Source organism: Streptosporangium sp. NPDC049376, from assembly GCF_044466505.1.
Lineage (GTDB): Bacteria > Actinomycetota > Actinomycetes > Streptosporangiales > Streptosporangiaceae > Streptosporangium.
The window spans coordinates 196,182-215,384 of the sequence record NZ_JBITMT010000006.1 but is presented as its reverse complement, the minus strand read 5'-3'; the positions used below and the strand labels follow the sequence as shown (position 1 = coordinate 215,384).

Sequence of the window (19,203 nt, the reverse complement as noted above, 5' to 3'; positions counted from 1 at the left end):
GGGAACACCCCAAGAAACCGGAGAGCGAGCACCCGGCGGTGGCCCGGACCTGTGAGGGTCCGGGCCACCGCCCCCGCCGTTATCCGGGAAGCCTGCCCGGCAGGTCGGAGACGCTCTCGCGCCAGGCCCGGTGCAGGTCCGCGAACCGGCCCGCGTCCCGGACGAGCCGATCGGGCGGCCCGTCCTCGACGATCTCGCCGCCCTCCATGACCAGGACCCGGTCGGCGATCTCGACGGTCGAGAGGCGGTGCGCGATGATCAGGGCGGTCCGGTCGGCGAGGATCGTGCGCATCGCCCGCTGGACCAGCCGTTCCCCCGGTACGTCGAGACTTGAGGTCGCCTCGTCGAGGATCAGCACCGCCGGGTCGGCGAGGAAGGCCCTGGCGAAGGCGACGAGTTGCCGCTGTCCCGCGGAGAGCCGTCCGCCGTGCTTGCCGACCTGGGTGTCGTAGCCGTCGGCGAGCGCGGAGACGAAGCCGTGGGCGCCGACCGCCTTGGCGGCCTCGACGACCTCGGCCGTGGACGCCTCCGGCCTGCCGAACCTGATGTTGTCCGCGACCGACCCGGTGAACAGGAAGTTCTCCTGCGTCACCAGGACCACCGCCGCGCGCAGCGTCTCGTCGTCCAGGTCGCGCAGGTCGACCCCGTCCAGCAGCACACGCCCGGCGACCGGGTCGTAGAACCTGGCCACGAGCTTGGCCAGGGTGGTCTTGCCCGCCCCCGTCGTGCCGACCAGCGCCACACTCTGCCCGGCGGAAATCGTCAGGTCCATCCTGGGCAGTACGGGGGTCCCGTCGAGGTAGGAGAACTCGACCGCCTCGAACCGGACGCCACCGCGTGGCCGTACCAGCGGCACGGGGTCACGCGGCTCGGCGACGTCGGGTTTCTCCTCCAGCACGCCGGAGAGCTTCTCCAGCGCCGCGCCCGCCGACTGGAAGGCGTTGTAGAACTGGCTGATCTCCTGCATCGGCTCGTAGAACTGACGCAGGTAGAGCAGGAACGCGGCCAGCACGCCGACCGTGACGTGGCCGCCGAGCGCCAGCCACCCGCCGTAGAGCAGGATCGCGGCGATCGTGACGTTCCCGATCAGTTTGACGACCGGTGCGAAGATCGAGATCAGGCGCATGCCCCGGATGTTGGCGTCGCGGTAGTCGACGTTGAGCCGGCCGAAGATCTCCTGGTTGCGCGGCTCCCTGCGGAAGGCCTGGACCGCCCTGACACCGGCCATCGACTCCACGAAGTGGACGATCAGCAGCGCGACCGTCTCCCGTGTCCTGCGGTAGGCGATGCTCGACTGCCGCCGGAACCAGCGGGTGAACAGCAGCAGCACCGGCAGCGGGAGCAGGGCGACCAGGCCGAGCCGTACGTCGAGGACGAGCAGCAGGACGGCGGTCCCGGTCAGGGTCAGCACCGCGGTGACGAGCCCGTCGAAGCCGGATTCGAGCATCTCGTAGATGGCGTCGATGTCGGAGGTGAGCCGGGAGACGACCCGGCCGGAGGTGTAGTCCTCGTGGAAGGACAGCGACAGCCGCTGGAAGTGGGCGAAGACCCGCCGCCGCAGTTCGAGCAGGACGTCCTGGCCGATACGGCCGGAGCGCCTGAGGAACACCTGCCGGGTCGCCGCCTGGAGCGCCGCGGCCACCAGCACCGCCATGACCACCGCGACGAGCGTGCCCGGTCCCTGTCCCGAGGTCATCGGCGGGATGCCCGAGTCGATGCCCACCTTGACCAGGAACGGGATGGCCAGCGAGGCCCCGTTGCAGACCACGATGACCGCGACGAGCACCGCGATCTCCCGCCGGTACGGCCGCAGCAGCTCGGCCAGCAGCCGGCGCGACCGGGCGCGCAGCAGGAAGGAGGCCCGCTCGGACAGCTCGTCCTGGTTCTCCGCGGCGACGCCCCGCCAGCCCGGGCTCTCGCCGGTCGTCTCCGTCTTCTGGTTCTCCTTCGTGGTCCCGCTCACAGCAGCGCCTCCTGTTCGTCCAGCGGCTCGTCGAGGGCCGCCGACAGCAGCTCGCGGTACTCGGGAACGGTCGCCATCAGCTCGTGGTGCGGGCCGACGTGGGTGATCGTGCCGTCGAGCAGCAGGGCGACCCGGTCGGCGAGCAGCACCGTCGAGGCGCGGTGCGCGACGACGATCCCGGTCGCGTCCCGCAGCACCCGCCTGAGCGCCTCCTCGACCAGGGCCTCGGTCTCGACGTCCAGGGCGGAGAGGGTGTCGTCGAGGACGAGGACCTTCGGCCTGGCCAGCACGGCGCGGGCCAGGGCCAGGCGCTGACGCTGGCCACCGGACAGCGACATGCCCTGCTCACCGATCCTGGTCTCCAGCCCCCACGGCAGGTCGTGGACGAACCCGGCCTGGGCGATCTCGACGGCCGCCGCCATCTCCTCCTCGGTGGCGTCGTGCCGTCCCAGCGTGAGGTTCTCCCTGACGCTCATCGAGAACAGCGTCGGCTCCTCGAAGGCGGTGGCGACCATGGTGCGGAGCGCGGCCAGGGACAGGTCCCGCACGTCGTGGCCGTCGAGGGTGACCCGGCCCTCGGTGACGTCGTGCAGGCGGGGCACCAGCGAGGTCAGCGTGGTCTTGCCCGACCCCGTCGCGCCGACGACCGCCACCGTCTCCCCCGGACGGACGTCCAGCCAGACGTCGCGCAGCACCGGCCTGTCCGCGCCGGGGAAGGTGAAGCCGACCCCCTCGAAGCGCAGGTGCCCGCGGGGCCGTTCGACCGCGTCCGTGCCGCCGACGATGGCGGGCTCGGTGTCCAGGACCTCCATCACCCGGTCGGCCGCGGTCATCGCCTCCTGGCCCATCACCAGGATGAAGCCGAGCGCGGAGATGGGCCACACCAGCTGCAGCATCAGCGTGGTGAAGGCCACCATCGTGCCCAGGGTCAGCGCTCCCGTGCCGACCGCGAGCGCACCGGTCAGCAGCACCACGGCGAGGGTGACGTTGGGGACGACCTCAAGGAAGGTGAAGAAGCGGGAGGACAGGCCCACCTTCTCCATCGCGGTGCGGTAGATCTTCAGCGCCGCGTCGCCGAAGACGCCGCCGACGTACGGCCCCCGCCCGAAGGCCTTGATCGTGCGGATGCCCGCCGCGGACTCCTCGACCAGGGTGGCCAGGTCGCCCTGCTGGTCCTGGACCCGGCGTGAGGCGTCGACGTACCCCCGCTCGAAACGCAGCGAGATGAGGGCGATCGGCAACGCCGAGGCGGCGACCAGCAGGCCGAGCGGCCAGTACATGTTCAGCAGCAGGCCCGTGACCGTCACGATCTGGACGCTGATCAGGACGAGGAAGAGCATGCCGAAGCCGAGGAAGCGCCGGATCGCCGACAGGTCGGTCGTCGCGCGGGACAGCAGCTGCCCGGACTGCCAGGAGCCGTGGAAGCCCATCGGCAGCCGCTGGAGGTGGGCGTAGAGGTCGTCGCGGATGCTGGTCTCCACGCCGAGGACGGCCTCGCCGAGCATCCACCTGCGCAGCAGGACCAGCAGCGCCTCACCCGCGCCGAGGGCCAGCGCGAGCAGGAACAGCGGGAGCAGCGCGCCGGTCTCACCGCTGGCGACGGGGCCGTCGATGACCTCCCTGCCGATCAGCGGGATGACGATGCCGATCCCGACCCCGGCCAGGGCGGCCAGCCAGATGACGATCAGCCGGGTCGTGTAGGGACGGAGGTAGGGCCGCAACCGCCACAGTGACGAGATCCTGGCGCGGCGGGGGTGGGGGAGAGGGGAACGGGTGGTACCGGATTCTCGCGCTGAGGCGACGGTATCGGGGGGCATCAGCAGGCAGCACACTCCTTACTGGGTTCAGCACTGTCCTCGCAGAAGGGCCCGTAAAGGCTAAAACCCCCGTCAAACGGTTTTCCGCGTCACGGGCCCCGGTGAACGCCCGCCGGATCGGTCCCCCCGTCCGGCGTGCGGCGACCATCAGAGTGTCCGCAACGGTTCAGACGCCGACAACTGTCCTGAAAGTGGGCCTCCCCTGACATCGGGGCCACACGACCCGCGTCTCCACCCACGGGTGGAGTTCTCCTGTCTCCACCCGTGCTCCGATCCGCGCCGGGGCCACCGTCCCTACCGTCGCTGACATGGATTCGCTGCAGATCGCCGTCTTCTCCCTCGTCGTCCTCGCCCTCGTCGTCTACCGCCAGATGCGGACCCGGCCCGCCGCGGGACGCGGCCTGCTGGTCTTCGGCCTCATCCTGACGGGGGCCGGGGTGTACGGCGGCGGCCTCCTGGAGGAGAGCCCGTCCGTCCTCGGCGTCGCCGTGATCGCCGTCGAGGCGGTCATGGCCGTCGCCTTCGGCGCCCTGCGCGCCTGGACCGTGCGGGTGTGGCGGGAGGCCGACGGGGTCGCCTGGGCCAGGGGCACCGCATGGACCCTGGCGGCCTGGGTGGTCTCCTTCGCCGCCCGCCTGGCCCTGTTCGCCGCGGGCGGCGCGCTCGGCCTCACCTACCGGCCGGCCGCCGCCCTCGTCTTCGCGGGCCTGACCGTCGCGGCCCAGGCCGTCCTGGTCGCCAGGAGGGGGCGGATGCTCTGCGAGGCCGTACCGGCGTGGGTGCCCGCCTCGCAGCCGGCCGGGCGGGATCGGTAACGTCCGTGGCGTGACGACGCGACTCAGGGACACCACGATCGCCCCCGTTGTCCTGCGGGCCGGGGTGATCGTGTTGTTCCTGGTCGCGCAGGCGGGTGCCGGGGCCGGGTTCGGCCTGTCGGGGGAGAGGCTCGCGGTCACGCTCCTGGCCTTCGCCGTCGCCGGGTTCCTCGCCGTGGCGATCCTGCCGTCGGCGACCGGGCCCTCGCCGCGCCTGCCGCTCCTCGGGGTGCCGGTCAAGGTCGTGGCCCTCGGCCTGGCGGTGCTGCTCGCGCTCTGGCTGGAGATGATGGCCGTCGACGGACCGGCCGTCGCGGTCCTGCTCTTCGGCGTGGGGACCGCCGCGGTCAGGTATCCCCTCGCCCGCTCGCTGCCGATCGGAGGGCTCGCGCTGGGCGGGCTGCTGGTGGCCGGGGCGGTGACCGGCGCCTTGGAGCGGGACCTCAGCCTGGCCTTCAGCCTCTGCATGGTCTTCATGATCGCCTACTCGATCAGGGAGCGCAGGGCCGCCAGGAGCGCGCAGGAGCGGGAGGCGGTGCTCGCCGAGCGCGCCCGTATCGCCAGGGAGATACACGACATCCTCGCCCACAGCCTGTCGGCGCAGATCGTGCACCTGGAGGGGGCCAGGATGCTGCTGCGCGCCGACCGGGCGGGAGAGGCCCTGGAACGGGTCGAGCGCGCCGGTGACCTGGCCAGGAACGGGCTTGAGGAGGCACGAAGGGCCGTGTCCGCGCTGCGGGAGAACCAGCCGCCGCTGCCCGAGGCGCTGCGGAGGCTGGCCGAGGAGTTCCACGCCGCGACCGGGCAGGAGTGCGCCCTGCTGACGTCGGGCAGGCAGCGGCGGCTGCCGCCGGAGACCGAGCTGGCGGTGATCCGCACCGCCCAGGAGGCGGTCACCAACGTGCGCCGGCACGCGCCCGGCTCCCCGGCGACCGTACGGCTCGGCTTCCACGGCGGCTCGTGCGAACTGGAGGTCACCAACCCCCTGGCGGACTCCCCGGGGACGCCCGGGGGAGGATACGGGATCGTGGGCATGCGGGAACGGGCCGAGCTTCTCGGCGGGACGCTGGAGTCGGGGGAGCGGGAGGGGATCTTCCTGGTCCGGCTGCGGGTGCCCGCGTGAGCGCCCGGGTGCTGGTGGCCGACGACCAGGCCGTGGTCCGCGAGGGGCTGGTCCTGCTGCTCGGCCTGCTGCCGGACGTCGAGGTGGTCGGCTCGGCAGGGGACGGGCTGGAGGCGCTGCGGCTGGTCGCGGAACTGCGTCCCGACGTGGTGCTGATGGACCTGCGGATGCCGAGGATGGACGGGGTCGAGGCGACCCGGGAGATCCGTGCCGCCTTCCCCGCGACCCAGGTCGTGGTGCTGACCACCTACGCGGACGACGAGTCGGTCTTCGCCGCGCTGCGCGCCGGGGCGCGCGGCTTCCTCACCAAGAGCGCGGGCGCGGAGGAGATCGGCAGGGCCGTCGCGGCGGTCGTCAACGGCGACGCCCAGCTCGACCCCGGCGTGCAGCGCCGCCTGCTCAACGCCGTGATGGGGGAGCCGTCCCCGCCGCCGGGCCGTACCCGGCCTGCGGAGCGGGAGCGGCAGGAGCGGCGGGGGCGGGGGCCGCTGCCCGACGGGCTGACCCCGCGTGAGGCGGAGGTGCTGCGCCTCATCGCCAGGGGACTGTCGAACGCCGAGATCGCCGCCGTCCTGTTCATCGGCGAGGCCACCGTCAAGACGCACATCAACAACCTGTTCGCCAAGGCCCGGCTGCGCGACCGGGTCCACGCCGTCACCTACGCCTACCGCGTCGGCCTGGCGGAGCCGGAGACCGGCGGGGCGTAGGGAACGCGTCAATAAACAGTGCGAAGGCGTATGGAACCCATCAAGGCGCGCAAAAACCCATAAATCCCGCGATTTCCTTGTCGCATGGCCGCCAAACGGCGGCCGGGAACGTATGCGCCAACAAGGAGTGAGGATGGCCGACGTCATCTTCGTCGCCCTGACGATCGCGATCTTCGCGGTCCTCGGGCTCGTCGTCAAGGCGGTGGAACGGCTGTGAGCGCCGTCAACGCCATCGGCCTGGTCGTGGCCGTCGTGCTGGCGGCCCTCATGGTCGCCGCCCTGTTGTTCCCGGAGCGCTTCTGATGTCACCGGCCCTGTCGGGGATCGTGTTCATCGCCTCCCTGATCGTCGCCCTCGCGGTGGCCCACCGCCCGCTCGGCGACTACATGTACCGCGTCTACACCGCCCCCGGGCACCTGGCCGCCGAGCGGGTGATCTACCGGCTGGCCGGGGTCCGCCCCGAGGCCGGGCAGCGCTGGAGCGCCTACGCCCGCGCCGTGCTCGCCTTCTCCGCGGTCTCGGTCCTGCTGCTGTACGGCCTGCAGCGCCTGCAGGAACGGCTGCCGCTGAGCCTGGGCATGCCCCCGGTCACCGGCCACGTCGCCTGGAACACCGCGGTCAGCTTCGTCACCAACACCAACTGGCAGGCCTACTCCGGCGAGTCCACCATGGGACACCTGGTGCAGATGGCCGGGCTCGCGGTGCAGAACTTCGTCTCGGCCGCGGTCGGCATGGCCGTGGCGATCGCCCTGGTCCGCGGCTTCGCCCGCGGCCGGAGCGAGGAACTGGGCAACTTCTGGGTCGATCTCGTACGCGGCTCGGTCCGCATCCTGCTGCCGATCGCCTTCGTCGGGGCGCTCGTGCTGGTCGCGGGCGGCCTGGTGCAGAACCTCGCCGCGCCGTACGAGGTGACCACCCTGACCGGCGGCACCCAGGCGATCACCGGTGGCCCGGTCGCCAGCCAGGAGATCATCAAGGAACTCGGCACCAACGGCGGCGGTTTCTACAACGCCAACTCCTCCCACCCCTTCGAGAACGCCACCGGCTGGACGAACTGGGTGGAGATCTTCGCGATCCTGCTGATCCCGTTCGCGCTGCCGCGCACCTTCGGCCGCCTGGTCGGCGACCGGCGGCAGGGATACGCGATCGTCGCGATCATGGCCACCCTCGCCGTCGTCAGCGTCGCGGTGCTGACCGGCCTGGAGCTGGCCCACAACGGCACCGTCCCGCAGGCTGTCGGTGCCGCGACCGAGGGCAAGGAGGTGCGCTTCGGCGTCGCGAACTCCGCGACCTTCGCCGCGGCCACCACGCTCACCTCGACCGGCGCCGTCAACTCCTTCCACGACTCCTACACCGCGCTCGGCGGTATGGTCACGATGGTCAACATGATGCTGGGCGAGGTCGCGCCCGGCGGCGTCGGCTCCGGTCTGTACGGCATGCTGGTACTGGCCGTGATCACGGTGTTCGTCGCCGGGCTGATGGTCGGCCGCACCCCCGAGTACCTGGGCAAGCGGATCGGCGCCCGCGAGATCAAACTCGCCTCGATGTACTTCCTGGTCACCCCCGTCCTGGTGCTCGTCGGCACCGCACTGGCGATGGGCTCGTCCGAACAGCGCGCGAGCATGCTCAACGGCGGGCCGCACGGCCTGTCGGAGGTGCTCTACGCCTTCACCAGCGCCTCGAACAACAACGGCTCGGCCTTCGGCGGCCTGACCGTCAGCACGCCGTGGTACGACACCGCGCTCGGGCTGTGCATGGCGTTCGGCCGGTTCCTGCCGATCGTGTTCGTGCTGGCCCTGGCCGGCTCCCTGGCCCGCCAGGACCCGGTTCCGGTCTCGGCGGGCACGCTGCCGACCCACCGGCCGCAGTTCGTCGGCATGGTCGTCGGCGTGACGGTCGTCCTGGTCGCGCTGACCTTCCTCCCCGCCCTGGCGCTCGGCCCGCTCGCAGAAGGAATCCGGTAGACGTGTCCACCCCAACGCTCCAGGCCCCGGCCCCGGGGAGCCCGCGCAAGGAGAGCCGGGTCGGCGGCGGCCTGCTCGACCCCGCCCAGCTGATCACCTCCCTTCCCGCCGCGTTCACGAAGCTCAACCCGGCCACGCTGTGGCGCAACCCCGTCATGTTCGTCGTCGAGGTCGGCGCGGTCTTCACCACCGCCCTCGCGATCCTCGACCCCTCGTTCTTCGCCTGGGCCGTCGTGGTCTGGCTCTGGCTGACCGTGCTCTTCGCCAACCTCGCCGAGGCTGTGGCCGAGGGCCGGGGCAAGGCGCAGGCCGCCACGCTGCGCGCCGCCAAGCGCGACACCGTCGCCCGCAGGCTCAGGGACTGGCGGCCCGGCTCCGAGGAGCCCTCCTACGACCAGGTCGGCGCGCCCGAACTGCGGCAGGGCGACCACGTGGTCGTCGAGGCGGGGGAGATCATCCCCGGCGACGGTGACGTGGTCGAGGGCATCGCCAGCGTGGACGAGTCGGCCATCACCGGCGAGTCAGCGCCCGTCATCCGCGAGTCCGGCGGCGACCGCTCCGCCGTCACCGGCGGCACCAAGGTCCTCTCCGACCGGATCGTCGTACGGATCACCCAGAAGCCCGGGGAGAGCTTCATCGACCGGATGATCGCCCTGGTCGAGGGCGCCGACCGGCAGAAGACCCCCAACGAGATCGCCCTCAACATCCTGCTGGCCGCGCTGACCGTCATCTTCCTGACCGCGACCGTCACCATGCAGCCCCTGGCCATCTACTCCAAGGCCGTCAACCCCGGGGTCCCCGACTCGCTCGCACTGACCGCCGACGGCGTCAGCGGGATCGTGCTCGCGGCCCTGCTGGTCTGCCTCATCCCCACCACGATCGGCGCCCTGCTGTCGGCGATCGGCATCGCGGGCATGGACCGGCTCGTGCAGCGCAACGTGCTGGCCATGAGCGGCCGCGCGGTCGAGGCCGCGGGGGACGTCTCCACGCTGCTGCTGGACAAGACCGGCACCATCACGCTCGGCAACCGGCAGGCCGCCGAGTTCGTCCCGGCGCCCGGCGTCTCCGCCGAGGAACTGGCCGAGGCGGCCCAGCTGTCCAGCCTCGCCGACGAGACCCCGGAGGGCCGCTCCATCGTCGTGTTCGCCAAACAGGCCTACGGCCTGCGTGAACGCGCCCCCGGTGAGCTGGCCCACGCCGAGTGGGTGCCCTTCACCGCCCAGACCCGCATGTCCGGGGTCGGGGTGGACGGCCGCCAGGTCCGCAAGGGCGCGGCGACCGCGGTGATGAAGTGGGTGCGCGACCACGGCGGCCACCCGACCGGCGAGGTCGGCGCGATCGTGGACGCCGTCTCCGCCTCCGGAGGCACCCCGCTGGTCGTCGGCGAGATCACGGGCGGCCCCGGTGGCACCGCCAGGGTGCTCGGCGTGATCCACCTCAAGGACGTCGTCAAACAGGGCATGCGCGAACGGTTCGACGAGATGCGCAGGATGGGCATCCGCACCGTCATGATCACCGGCGACAACCCGCTGACCGCCAGGGCCATCGCCGACGAGGCCGGGGTCGACGACTTCCTGGCCGAGGCCACCCCGGAGGACAAACTCGCGCTGATCCGCAAGGAACAGCAGGGCGGGCGGCTGGTCGCGATGACCGGCGACGGCACCAACGACGCCCCCGCCCTCGCCCAGGCCGACGTCGGGGTGGCCATGAACACCGGCACCTCCGCCGCCAAGGAGGCCGGGAACATGGTCGACCTGGACTCCAACCCCACCAAGCTCATCGAGATCGTGGAGATCGGCAAGCAGCTGCTCATCACCCGGGGCGCGCTGACCACCTTCTCCATCGCCAACGACGTCGCCAAGTACTTCGCGATCATCCCGGCGATGTTCGCCGCCGTCTACCCGGGCCTGGACGCGCTCAACGTCATGCGGCTGGCCGGCCCGCAGTCGGCGATCCTGTCGGCGGTGGTGTTCAACGCGATCGTCATCGTCGCGCTCATCCCACTGGCCCTGCGGGGGGTGCGCTACCGCCCTGCCAGCGCCTCCAGGCTGCTCAGCCGCAACCTGTACGTCTACGGCCTCGGCGGCGTCGTCGCGCCGTTCGCCGGCATCAAAGTCATCGACCTGCTCATCCAGTTCCTTCCAGGGATGTCTTAAATGGAACGCCTGCCCGGCTGGCTCAGCCGTCACCTCGCCGCGCTGCGCGCGCTGCTCGTCCTCACCCTGCTCCTCGGGCTGGCCTACCCCCTTCTCGTCACCGGAGTCGCCCAGGCCGTGTTCGGCCACCAGGCCGACGGATCCCCCGTCCAGAAGGACGGCAAGGACGTCGGCAGCGAGCTGATCGGCCAGAACTTCACCGGCAAGGACGGAACCCCCGTCGGGAAGTACTTCCAGAGCCGTCCCTCGGCGGCGGGCGACGGCTACGACCCGCTGGCCAGCGGCGCGAGCAACCTGGGCCCCGAGGACGTCCTGGACGTCCTCCCCGTACCGGGTGACGCCGGTAGGCCGTCCCTGCTGACGCGGGTCTGCGCCCGCTCCAAGGCGGTCGGGGAGCTGGAGGGCGTCAGCGGCGCCAGGCCGTACTGCACGCCGGACGGGGTCGGCGCGGTGCTGAAGGTCTTCCCCGCGACCGGCACCCCCCAGCGGGTGGTCAGCGCCAACCAGGCCTGCCCCGTCACGCCGTTCCTCACCGCCTACCAGGGCGTCAGGGTCACCTGCGCCAAGCCGGGGGAGGACCTGTCGGCGGGCCGTACGGTCCCGGTCCGCGGCACGGGGGTCGCGGTCGTGCCCGCCGACGCCGTCACCGCGAGCGGCTCAGGGCTCGACCCGCACATCTCCGTGGCCTACGCCGAACTCCAGGCCCCCCGGGTGGCCAGGGAACGCGGCCTGGGCGTGGCGAGGGTCAGGGAACTGATCAGGGAGCACACGACCGGCAGGCCCCTGGGCTTCATGGGCGAGGCGGCGGTCGACGTCCTGGAACTCAACCTCGCCCTCGACAGGGGATGATCGTAGGAAGAGGCGAGAGGAGATGAGCGGGCGATGAGCGGGGCGCGCGGGAAACTGCGGATCTACCTGGGCGCGGCCCCCGGCGTCGGCAAGACCTACGCGATGCTCGACGAGGGGCACCGGCGCCTGGGACGCGGCACGGACGTGGTCGTGGGGCTCGTCGAGACCCACGACCGGCCCCGCACCGCGGCGCTGCTCGACGGCCTTGAGACCGTCCCCCGCGCGACCCTGGTCCACCGGGGGGCGAGCTTCACCGAGCTGGACGTGGACGCCGTCATCGCCCGCAAACCGAAACTGGTGCTGATCGACGAGCTGGCGCACACCAACGTGCCCGGCTCGCGCAACGCCAAGCGCTGGCAGGACGTCGAGGAGATCCTGGACGCGGGGATCGACGTCATCTCCACCGTCAACATCCAGCACCTGGAGTCGCTCAACGACGTCGTCCAGGAGATCACCGGCGTTCCGCAGCGTGAGACCGTCCCCGACGAGGTGGTACGGCAGGCCGACGCCGTACAGCTGGTGGACATGGCGCCGGACGCGCTGCGCCGCAGGATGGCCCACGGCAACATCTACCTTCCGGAGAAGGTGGACGCGGCCCTGTCGAACTACTTCAGGGTCGGCAACCTCACCGCGCTGCGGGAGCTGGCGCTGCTGTGGGTCGCGGGCAAGGTCGACGACCAGCTCGACCGCTACCGCGCCGAACACGGCATCGCCGGGACCTGGGAGGCGCGCGAACGCGTCGTGGTCGCGCTGACCGGCGGCCCCGAGGGCGACACCCTGGTACGGCGGGCCGCCAGGATCGCCGCCAGGACCAAGGGCGCCGATCTGCTGGCCGTCCACGTCACCCGTTCCGACGGGCTGAACGGCACCGACCCGGCGCACCTGGCCCGCCAGCGCGCCCTGGTGGAGAGCCTGGGAGGCACCTACCACCAGGTGGTCGGCGACAGCGTCCCGCGCGCGCTGCTCGACTTCGCGGGCGGGGTCAACGCCACCCAGCTCGTGCTCGGCGCCTCCCGCAGGGGACGTTTCGCGCAGCTTTTCTCCCGGGGGGTCGGGGTCACGACCACCGCCCTGTCCGGCTCCATCGACGTCCACATGATCACGCACGGCGAGGTGGGCAGAGGAGCCGGGCGCGACCGGCCGAGGGCGGCGCTCACCCGAGGACGCAGGATCGCGGGCTGGGTCATGGCGCTGCTGGGCATCCCGGCGATCACCGCGCTGCTCGCCCCGCTCAGGGACGGCCTGAAGCTGTCGAGCGCGATCCTGATGTTCCTGCTCATGGTGGTCTGCGTCGCCCTCGCCGGAGGGATGTGGCCCGCGGTCACCGCGGCCGTCGCCGGGTTCATGCTGCTCAACTACTACTTCACCCCGCCGGTCGACCGGTTCACCATCGCCGACCCGGAGAACATCTTCGCGCTCAGCGTCTACGTGCTGGTCGCCGTCATGGTCAGCGCGGTGGTCGACCTGGCCGCCAGACGGACCAGGGAGGCGGCCAGGGCGAGCGCGGACGCCGAGGTGCTGTCCACCCTGGCGGGACACGTGCTCAGAGGGGAGGCGGCGCTGGCTTCCCTGCTGGCGCGGCTGCGCGAGACCTTCGGGCTGACCTCCGTCACGCTGCTCGAACGCACCGGCGAGCCCGCCCCCGAGGACCGCTCCGAGCCCGCGGCGTGGCGGATCGCGGCCACCTCGGGAGGGCCGCCCTGCGCCACCCCCGGCGCCGCCGACACCGACGTGGTGATCGACCGCGACCTGGTGCTCGCCGCGCGCGGCAGGCTGCTCGACGCGGCCGACCGCAGGGTCCTGGAGGCCTTCGCCGCGGAGGCGGCCGTCGCCCTGCGCCAGGAGCGGCTGCGGCGTGAGGCGGACCTGGCCGGGCCGCTGGCCGAGGCCGACAGGATGCGCACCGCGCTGCTCGCCGCCGTCAGCCACGACCTGCGCACCCCCCTGGCCTCGGCCAGGATCGCGGTCGACAGCCTGCGCAGCACCGAGATCGACTGGAGCGAGACGGACCGGCGGGAACTGCTGGCCACCGCGGACGAGTCGCTGGTCAAGCTCGACCGGCTGGTCGCCAACCTACTCGACATGAGCCGCCTGCAGGCGGGGGTGCTCGGACTGGCCCTCGAACCCGTCGCGGTGGGGGAGGTCGTCCCGCGCTCCGTCGACGACCTCGGGCCGCTCGGCGAGCGTGTCGAGGGCGACATCCCGCCCGGCCTGCCCGAGGTCGTCGCCGACCCGGCCCTGGTCGAGCGGATCCTGGTCAACGTGATGTCCAACGCGGTGCGTTACACCCCGGGAGACCACAAGGTCCTGGTCACCGCCAGCTCCTACGGCGACAGCGTCGAGGTCCGCGTCATCGACCGGGGCCCCGGCGTGCCGAGGGAGGCGCACGACCGGATCTTCATGCCCTTCCAGCGCCTGGGCGACCGCGACAACCACACCGGTGTCGGCCTCGGCCTCGCCCTCTCCAGAGGGCTGGCCGAGGCGATGGGCGGGACGCTCACGCCGGAGGAGACACCAGGGGGAGGCCTCACCATGATCCTGAAACTGCCCATCGCCCCCGAGGAGCGGACATGACCCGCGTCCTCGTCGTCGACGACGAACCGCAGATCCTGCGCGCGCTGCGCATCAACCTCCTGGCCAGGCACTTCGAGGTCGCGGTCGCCGACGGCGGCGGCGCCGCCCTGCGCGAGGCCGCCGACTGGCACCCCGACCTCGTCGTCCTGGATCTCGGGCTGCCGGACATCGACGGGATCGACGTCATCCACGGGCTGCGCGGCTGGACCAAGGTGCCGATCATCGTCCTGTCAGGACGGGCGGGCAACCAGGACAAGGTCGAGGCCCTGGACGCCGGGGCCGACGACTACGTCACCAAGCCGTTCAACATCGACGAACTGCTGGCCCGCATCAGGGCCGTCACCCGCAGGACCACCGTCCACGAGGCCGAACTCGCCCGCGTCGAGGTCGGCGCGCACGTGGTCGACCTGGCGGGCAAGACGATCTCCGGAGGGGTACGGCTGACGCCGACCGAGTGGCAGTTGCTGGAGATCCTGCTGCGCAACCCGGGCAAACTCATCAGCCAGCGCCAGCTGCTGACCGAGGTCTGGGGCGCCGCCTACGTCAGGGAGACCCACTATCTGCGCCAGTACATGGCCCAGATCCGCAGGAAACTGGAGCCCGACCCGGCCCGACCGGTCCACCTGCTCACCGAACCCGGCATGGGCTACCGCTTCCAGCCCTGAACGAACCCCGTCCTGGAAGGGCGGGCGACGGGACAGCACCGTAATCCTGAAAAATCAGGAAAAGGCGGCTCATGCCGTGCGGGGGCGTGCGATGGCCGTCATCAGCAGGCCGCCGGACACCAGCCACCGGCCGTCGAACCCCGTCAGCGGGCGCCCCTCGACCAGCGGGCCCTCGACGAGGATGCGGGCGCTGAAGACGCCCGAAGGGTCGAAGGTGACGTGGGCCTCCTCGAAGCCGAGCCAGCGCCGGGCCAGGGGATACCAGGCCTTGTAGACGCTCTCCTTGGCGCTGAACAGCAGCCGGTCCCAGTGCACGTCCCCGCCGAGCAGTTCGAGCTCCTTGCGTTCGCCCTCCGAGGAGACGGCCCCGAGCACGTCCTCGGGGAGCGGCTCGTGGGGCTCGGCGTCGATGCCGACGGTCAGGGCCTCAAGAGAGACGGCGGCGGCGCGGTAGCCCGCGCAGTGGGTGATGGCGCCCGTCACCCCGCCGGGCCACGTGGGTGCCCCGCGCTCGCCGGGCAGGATCGGCACGGGCGGCAGTCCGAGATCGGCCAGCGCCTGCCTGGCGCAGTGGCGCGCGGTGGTGAACTCGATCCGCCGTTTGCCGACCGCGCGGGCGATGACGGCCTCCTCCTCGGGGAACAGCGTGGCCTCGGGCGGGTCGTCGAAGGCCTCGGCGCTCGCCACCCAGGACGGCAGAATCCTGTCGATCACGAGGCCGCCCCGGGGGAGGACAGGATCAGGCGCGGCCTGCCGGGCGGGGTCGGCCGGGGCCGCCACTCACGGGGATAGCCGAGGGAGACCTCCTCGAAGCGCACGCCGTCGTGCCAGGTCGTCCTGGGGATGTGCAGATGGCCGTAGACGACCGCGGCGGCGTCGAAACGCAGGTGCCAGTCGGCGGTCAGCTCGGTGCCGCACCAGATCGCGAACTCCTGGTGCCGCAGGATCCTGGTCGGCTCACGGACCAGCGGATAGTGGTTGACGAGCACGGTGGGCACGCCCTCGGGGCGTCCGGCGAGCCTGCGTTCGGTCTCGGCGATCCTGGCCCGGCACCAGGCGGCACGGGAGGGGTACGGGTCGGGGTGCAGGAACATCTCGTCGGTGCACACCACCCCCTTCTCGTACGCCAGGGCCAGCGCCTCCTCCTCGGTCGCCGCGCCGGGCACCCGGAAGGTGTAGTCGTAGAGCACGAACAGCGGGGCGACGGCCACCGGCCCGCCGGGCCCCTCCCACACCGGGTAGGGGTCCTCGGGGGTCACCACCCCCAGGTTCTGGCAGACCTTCACCAGGTGCCGGTAGCGTTCCTCGCCGCGCAGCTGGACGGGGTCGCTGGGATGGGTCCACAGCTCGTGGTTGCCCGGCGCCCACACGACCTTCGCGAAGCGCTCGGAGAGCAGGCGCAGTGCCCACTCGACGTCGGCGACCGCCTCGGAGACGTCCCCGGCGACCAGCAGCCAGTCGGAGGGGGAGTCCGGCCGCAGCCCCTCGACGATCCTCCGGTTCTCCTGGTATCCGATGTGCAGGTCGCTGATGGCCAGCAGCGAGGTCATGCTTGCACCGTCCTCGGTGGTTCAGAGGTCTCCCGGGCCACGGCGGCCCGGGGGTCGTCCGCCGGGGCGGGCCCACGCGGCCGCGCCGTACGGCGTCGCCGCCTCCGTCCCCGTCCGCCCCGATGCCAGGAAGATATCCGGAACCCCCGCGATCACCAAGAGGGTGGGTTCGGGGAGCCACGGCCGTAGGGCACGGGCGGGTCAGGGCGGGCGCCGGTCCCCGGAGAGGGTGAGGGCGCGTTCCAGCAGGCCGAGCAGCCGGGTGTGCTCCCGGCCGCCGCGCTGTTCCGGGGGAAAGGTGTTCAGCGCGGCCCGCAGCCAGCAGGCGGCGACCCCTGGAGCCGACTCCATGACCGCCGCGGCGGCCTCGCCCAGGGCCGTCAGGTGCTCGTGCTCCGTACACGCGGGCGTGGGCCTCGCGGCGGTGCCCCGGCCCGTCCCCTCGTGGGGCGAGCCCGACCGTGGCCGCGCCCGTCTTCCGTGCGCGGTTCTCTCACATGTGGTTCTCTCACGCGCGGTGCGGACCCGCTTCCACCGGACCGCCGACTTGTCGCCCGCCACGCCATCACCCGACCAGACCGACTCCATAATGTCAATATTACCTACCGATTTATAGGGTATATCTGCGACGTGTGACTTCGGGAGCGGGAGGCCGGTGGCGGCATGCCCATGATCAGACCTTTACCCCGGTTTGCAGCGCCGGAGGTGTCGGCGTCTCGGACACGCGTCGTAGCCTGACGACTACCGCGGACAACGGAGCGTTCACCCATGCCAGTGACATCGACCATGCATCCGGCTGTCGGCGCGGCCTTCCTCAGACGCGACCGTGCGGGCCGGGCACTCGCGGCGGACGCCGAACGCGTCGCCCTGGCCTGCCGTGAGATGGCGTCGCGGTTCCGCAGGGGCGGAAAGCTGATCGTCTTCGGCAACGGCGGCTGCGGCACGGACGCGGCCCACATCACCGCCGAGTTCATGCACCCGGTCATCGTCGGCAGACGGACGCTTCCCGCGCTGGCGCTGAGCAACGACTGCGCGACCGTCACCGGGGTGAGCGGAAGGGAGGGCCTCGCCGAGGCCTTCGCCCACCAGGTGCGCCGCTGGGCGGACCCGGCCGACATGGCGCTGGGGATCTCCCGCGACGGCCGCTGCGAGAACGTGCTGCGCGGCCTGGAGACGGCGGGGGAACTGGGGCTGCTGACCGTCGCGCTCACCGGGGGCGACGGCGGGATCACGGTCGGGCGGGGCGTTGCCGACCATCTGCTGACGGTCGACTCCGACGACCCCGCCGTGGTCAAGGAGGTCCACGTGACCCTCTGCCACCTGCTGTGGGAACTGGTCCACGTGTTCTTCGAGAAGGCGGGACCCGTGGGCGAGGGAGCGCGATGAGCACGCTTGAGGATCCCGCCGCCGGGGCGGTGCCCGCCCTCTACCCCTTTCCCGTCCCGGGACGGCGGATCGCCGCCCCCGCACGATCCGACTCCGCCGCGGCGCTGGCCGAGGCCCGCAGGTCGGCCGAGGAGAAGGCGGCCGAGATCGTACGGCTGCGCTGGCAGGTCGCCGAGGTCGCGGGCGACGAACTGGCCGAGTGCGCCCAGGAGATGGCCATCAGGTTCGCCGCGGGAGGCAGGCTGTTCGCCTTCGGCAACGGTGGCGGCAGCGCCGACGCCCAGCAGGTCGCGACCGCCTTCCTGCACCCGGCCTACGGCCTGTCGCTGCCCGCCCTCAGCCTGACCGGCGACGTCGCCGTGGTCACCGCGCTCTCGAACGACGTGGGCTTCGAGGCCGTCTTCGCGCGTCAGCTGGCCACGCTCGGAAGGCGCGGCGACATCGCCCTCGGCCTGTCCACGAGCGGCGGCTCCTTCAACGTCCTGCGGGCCCTGGAGGAGGCCGCGCACCAGGGCATGCTCACCATCGGCCTGGCCGGGGACCAGGGCGGCAGGATGGCCGGGCTCGGCCTGCTCGACTATCTCTTCGTCATCCCGTCGTCGTCGGCGCACCGGGTCCAGGAGGCCCAGGCGACGGTCTACCACGTGCTGTGGGAACTCACCCAGCGAGCGCTCGGGGTGAACCCGCCGGGCACGGGCTGAGGGCGGGCGGCGACAGGACAGAGACACAGGACAGAGACACAGGACGGTGGCACAGCGGCGACGGGGTACCGGCGGGCGGCGGGCGCGAGATGGCGGGAGGCGGCATGACGGCGTGGACCGGAGACGGGATCCCCTCCGGCGTGCCCGCGCGGATCGCCCGCAGGGTCGCCGACGCCGTGCTGTACCGGGACCGATCGCCCGCGGCTCCGGGGGAGCGGCCGGGAACGCTGGTGCCGCCGGGACGTCCCGAGGAGGAGGGCACCTCGTGGAGCATGACCGAGTGCCTGCTCGAACGGGCGCAGGACGCCTCGGTCCACCTGTGCCTGCGCTTCCTGCACCTCAGGAGGTGCGGTGTCGAGCGCACCCGGCCGGAGTCCGGGGAGGGGACCTTCCTGTCCTACGACGAGGCGACCGAGCGCGAGATCGGAGTGTCCTTCCCGCTGGCCGTACTGCTCGGCGGGGAGCGGACGACGGAGGTGAACGTCCCCGGGGACCGTTTCACCGAGCAGATCCGCGGCCCCCGCGGCGGACCGGAGGGGCGGGTGGTCTGCGAGCACCTGCCGTTGGACGCTGCCCTCACGATGAGCGCCGAACGCCTGGCCGGGCCGTGCGGGCTCATCCGGTTGCGTGTCGTGGCGCGCAACACCGCGCTCCTGATCGGGCGGGGGGTCTCGGGCGAGTACGCGCTGCGGCGGTCGCTGCTTTCGGCGCACCTGATCGTCGAGACAGACGGCGGGGGCTTCGTCTCGCTCGCCGATCCCCCCGAATGGGCCGGGCCGTTCGCCCGTGCCTGCCGTAACGAGCACACCTGGCCCGCGCTGGTCGGTGAGCCGGGGCACCGTGACGCGGTGCTTTCTTCGCCCGTGGTCCTGCCCGACCACCCGGACGACCCCGCGCAGGCGGGGGATGAGGAGGCCATCGCGTGAGGAGCTT

Annotated in this window: 17 protein-coding genes; 12 read left to right on the top strand and 5 right to left on the bottom strand. The window is 72.0% G+C overall.

Annotated elements, in window-relative coordinates; all coding sequences use genetic code 11:
• Nucleotides 1-79 precede the first annotated feature (79 nt).
• Both ACIBVQ_RS19020 and ACIBVQ_RS19015 read right to left on the bottom strand, forming a co-directional pair.
• Nucleotides 80-1,963, bottom strand: coding sequence for an ABC transporter ATP-binding protein (locus ACIBVQ_RS19020; protein WP_399178843.1), 1,884 nt, complete (start codon nt 1,961-1,963; stop codon nt 80-82).
• Nucleotides 1,960-3,684, bottom strand: a complete 1,725-nt coding sequence (locus ACIBVQ_RS19015) for an ABC transporter ATP-binding protein (RefSeq protein WP_399178841.1) — start codon at nt 3,682-3,684, stop codon at nt 1,960-1,962. The genes ACIBVQ_RS19020 and ACIBVQ_RS19015 overlap by 4 nt, the downstream gene beginning before the upstream one ends.
• 404 nt (nt 3,685-4,088) lie before the next feature.
• Between ACIBVQ_RS19015 and ACIBVQ_RS19010 the strand changes: the two genes are divergently transcribed.
• From ACIBVQ_RS19010 to ACIBVQ_RS18970, 9 genes are all read left to right on the top strand, one after another.
• Nucleotides 4,089-4,595, top strand: a complete 507-nt coding sequence (locus ACIBVQ_RS19010; protein WP_399178839.1) for a hypothetical protein — start codon at nt 4,089-4,091, stop codon at nt 4,593-4,595.
• 10 nt (nt 4,596-4,605) lie between these two features.
• Nucleotides 4,606-5,718, top strand: coding sequence for a sensor histidine kinase (locus ACIBVQ_RS19005; RefSeq protein ID WP_399178837.1), 1,113 nt, complete (start codon nt 4,606-4,608; stop codon nt 5,716-5,718).
• The gene (locus ACIBVQ_RS19000) at nt 5,715-6,425 is read left to right on the top strand and encodes a response regulator transcription factor (protein WP_352012617.1); all 711 of its coding nucleotides are present in this window, start codon (nt 5,715-5,717) and stop codon (nt 6,423-6,425) included. Before ACIBVQ_RS19005 ends, ACIBVQ_RS19000 begins: the two co-directional genes overlap by 4 nt.
• 213 nt (nt 6,426-6,638) lie before the next feature.
• On the top strand, nt 6,639-6,728 hold the full coding sequence (locus ACIBVQ_RS18995; RefSeq protein ID WP_352012616.1) for a K(+)-transporting ATPase subunit F: 90 nt from the start codon (nt 6,639-6,641) through the stop codon (nt 6,726-6,728).
• Entirely contained in the window at nt 6,728-8,389 is a 1,662-nt protein-coding gene (gene kdpA, locus ACIBVQ_RS18990) for a potassium-transporting ATPase subunit KdpA (protein ID WP_399178835.1), read from the top strand. Before ACIBVQ_RS18995 ends, kdpA begins: the two co-directional genes overlap by 1 nt.
• A gap of 2 nt (nt 8,390-8,391) precedes the next feature.
• The gene (gene kdpB / locus ACIBVQ_RS18985) at nt 8,392-10,545 is read left to right on the top strand and encodes a potassium-transporting ATPase subunit KdpB (RefSeq protein WP_362772148.1); all 2,154 of its coding nucleotides are present in this window, start codon (nt 8,392-8,394) and stop codon (nt 10,543-10,545) included.
• Entirely contained in the window at nt 10,546-11,394 is an 849-nt protein-coding gene (locus ACIBVQ_RS18980; RefSeq protein WP_399178832.1) for a potassium-transporting ATPase subunit C, read from the top strand. It abuts the gene before it with no gap.
• A 33-nt stretch (nt 11,395-11,427) separates the two neighbouring features.
• Nucleotides 11,428-13,968: a DUF4118 domain-containing protein gene (locus tag ACIBVQ_RS18975; protein ID WP_399178830.1), complete on the top strand. Its 2,541-nt coding sequence runs from the start codon at nt 11,428-11,430 to the stop codon at nt 13,966-13,968.
• On the top strand, nt 13,965-14,633 hold the full coding sequence (locus tag ACIBVQ_RS18970) for a response regulator (RefSeq protein WP_352012611.1): 669 nt from the start codon (nt 13,965-13,967) through the stop codon (nt 14,631-14,633). Before ACIBVQ_RS18975 ends, ACIBVQ_RS18970 begins: the two co-directional genes overlap by 4 nt.
• Before the next feature lie 69 nt (nt 14,634-14,702).
• Here ACIBVQ_RS18970 and ACIBVQ_RS18965 read toward each other — a convergent pair whose 3' ends face one another.
• The 3 genes from ACIBVQ_RS18965 to ACIBVQ_RS18955 form a co-directional block, all read right to left on the bottom strand.
• Nucleotides 14,703-15,347 (bottom strand): 4'-phosphopantetheinyl transferase, encoded by a 645-nt coding sequence (locus tag ACIBVQ_RS18965; RefSeq protein ID WP_399178828.1) that lies wholly within the window; start codon nt 15,345-15,347, stop codon nt 14,703-14,705.
• The gene (locus ACIBVQ_RS18960; RefSeq protein WP_352012609.1) at nt 15,344-16,183 is read right to left on the bottom strand and encodes a metallophosphoesterase; all 840 of its coding nucleotides are present in this window, start codon (nt 16,181-16,183) and stop codon (nt 15,344-15,346) included. Before ACIBVQ_RS18960 ends, ACIBVQ_RS18965 begins: the two co-directional genes overlap by 4 nt.
• Nucleotides 16,184-16,384: 201 nt before the next feature.
• A complete protein-coding gene (locus tag ACIBVQ_RS18955; RefSeq protein ID WP_399178826.1) occupies nt 16,385-16,771 on the bottom strand; it encodes a hypothetical protein in 387 nt (128 codons plus the stop codon).
• Between the two features lie 180 nt (nt 16,772-16,951).
• Between ACIBVQ_RS18955 and ACIBVQ_RS18950 the strand changes: the two genes are divergently transcribed.
• The 3 genes from ACIBVQ_RS18950 (at nt 16,952) to ACIBVQ_RS18940 (ending at nt 19,196) form a co-directional block, all read left to right on the top strand.
• Complete coding sequence (locus ACIBVQ_RS18950; protein WP_399178824.1) at nt 16,952-17,569, top strand: SIS domain-containing protein; 618 nt, start codon at nt 16,952-16,954, stop codon at nt 17,567-17,569.
• Nucleotides 17,566-18,270: an SIS domain-containing protein gene (locus tag ACIBVQ_RS18945; RefSeq protein WP_399178822.1), complete on the top strand. Its 705-nt coding sequence runs from the start codon at nt 17,566-17,568 to the stop codon at nt 18,268-18,270. The genes ACIBVQ_RS18950 and ACIBVQ_RS18945 overlap by 4 nt, the downstream gene beginning before the upstream one ends.
• A gap of 104 nt (nt 18,271-18,374) precedes the next feature.
• Nucleotides 18,375-19,196, top strand: coding sequence for a hypothetical protein (locus tag ACIBVQ_RS18940; RefSeq protein WP_352012605.1), 822 nt, complete (start codon nt 18,375-18,377; stop codon nt 19,194-19,196).
• The last annotated feature ends 7 nt before the right edge of the window (nt 19,197-19,203 follow it).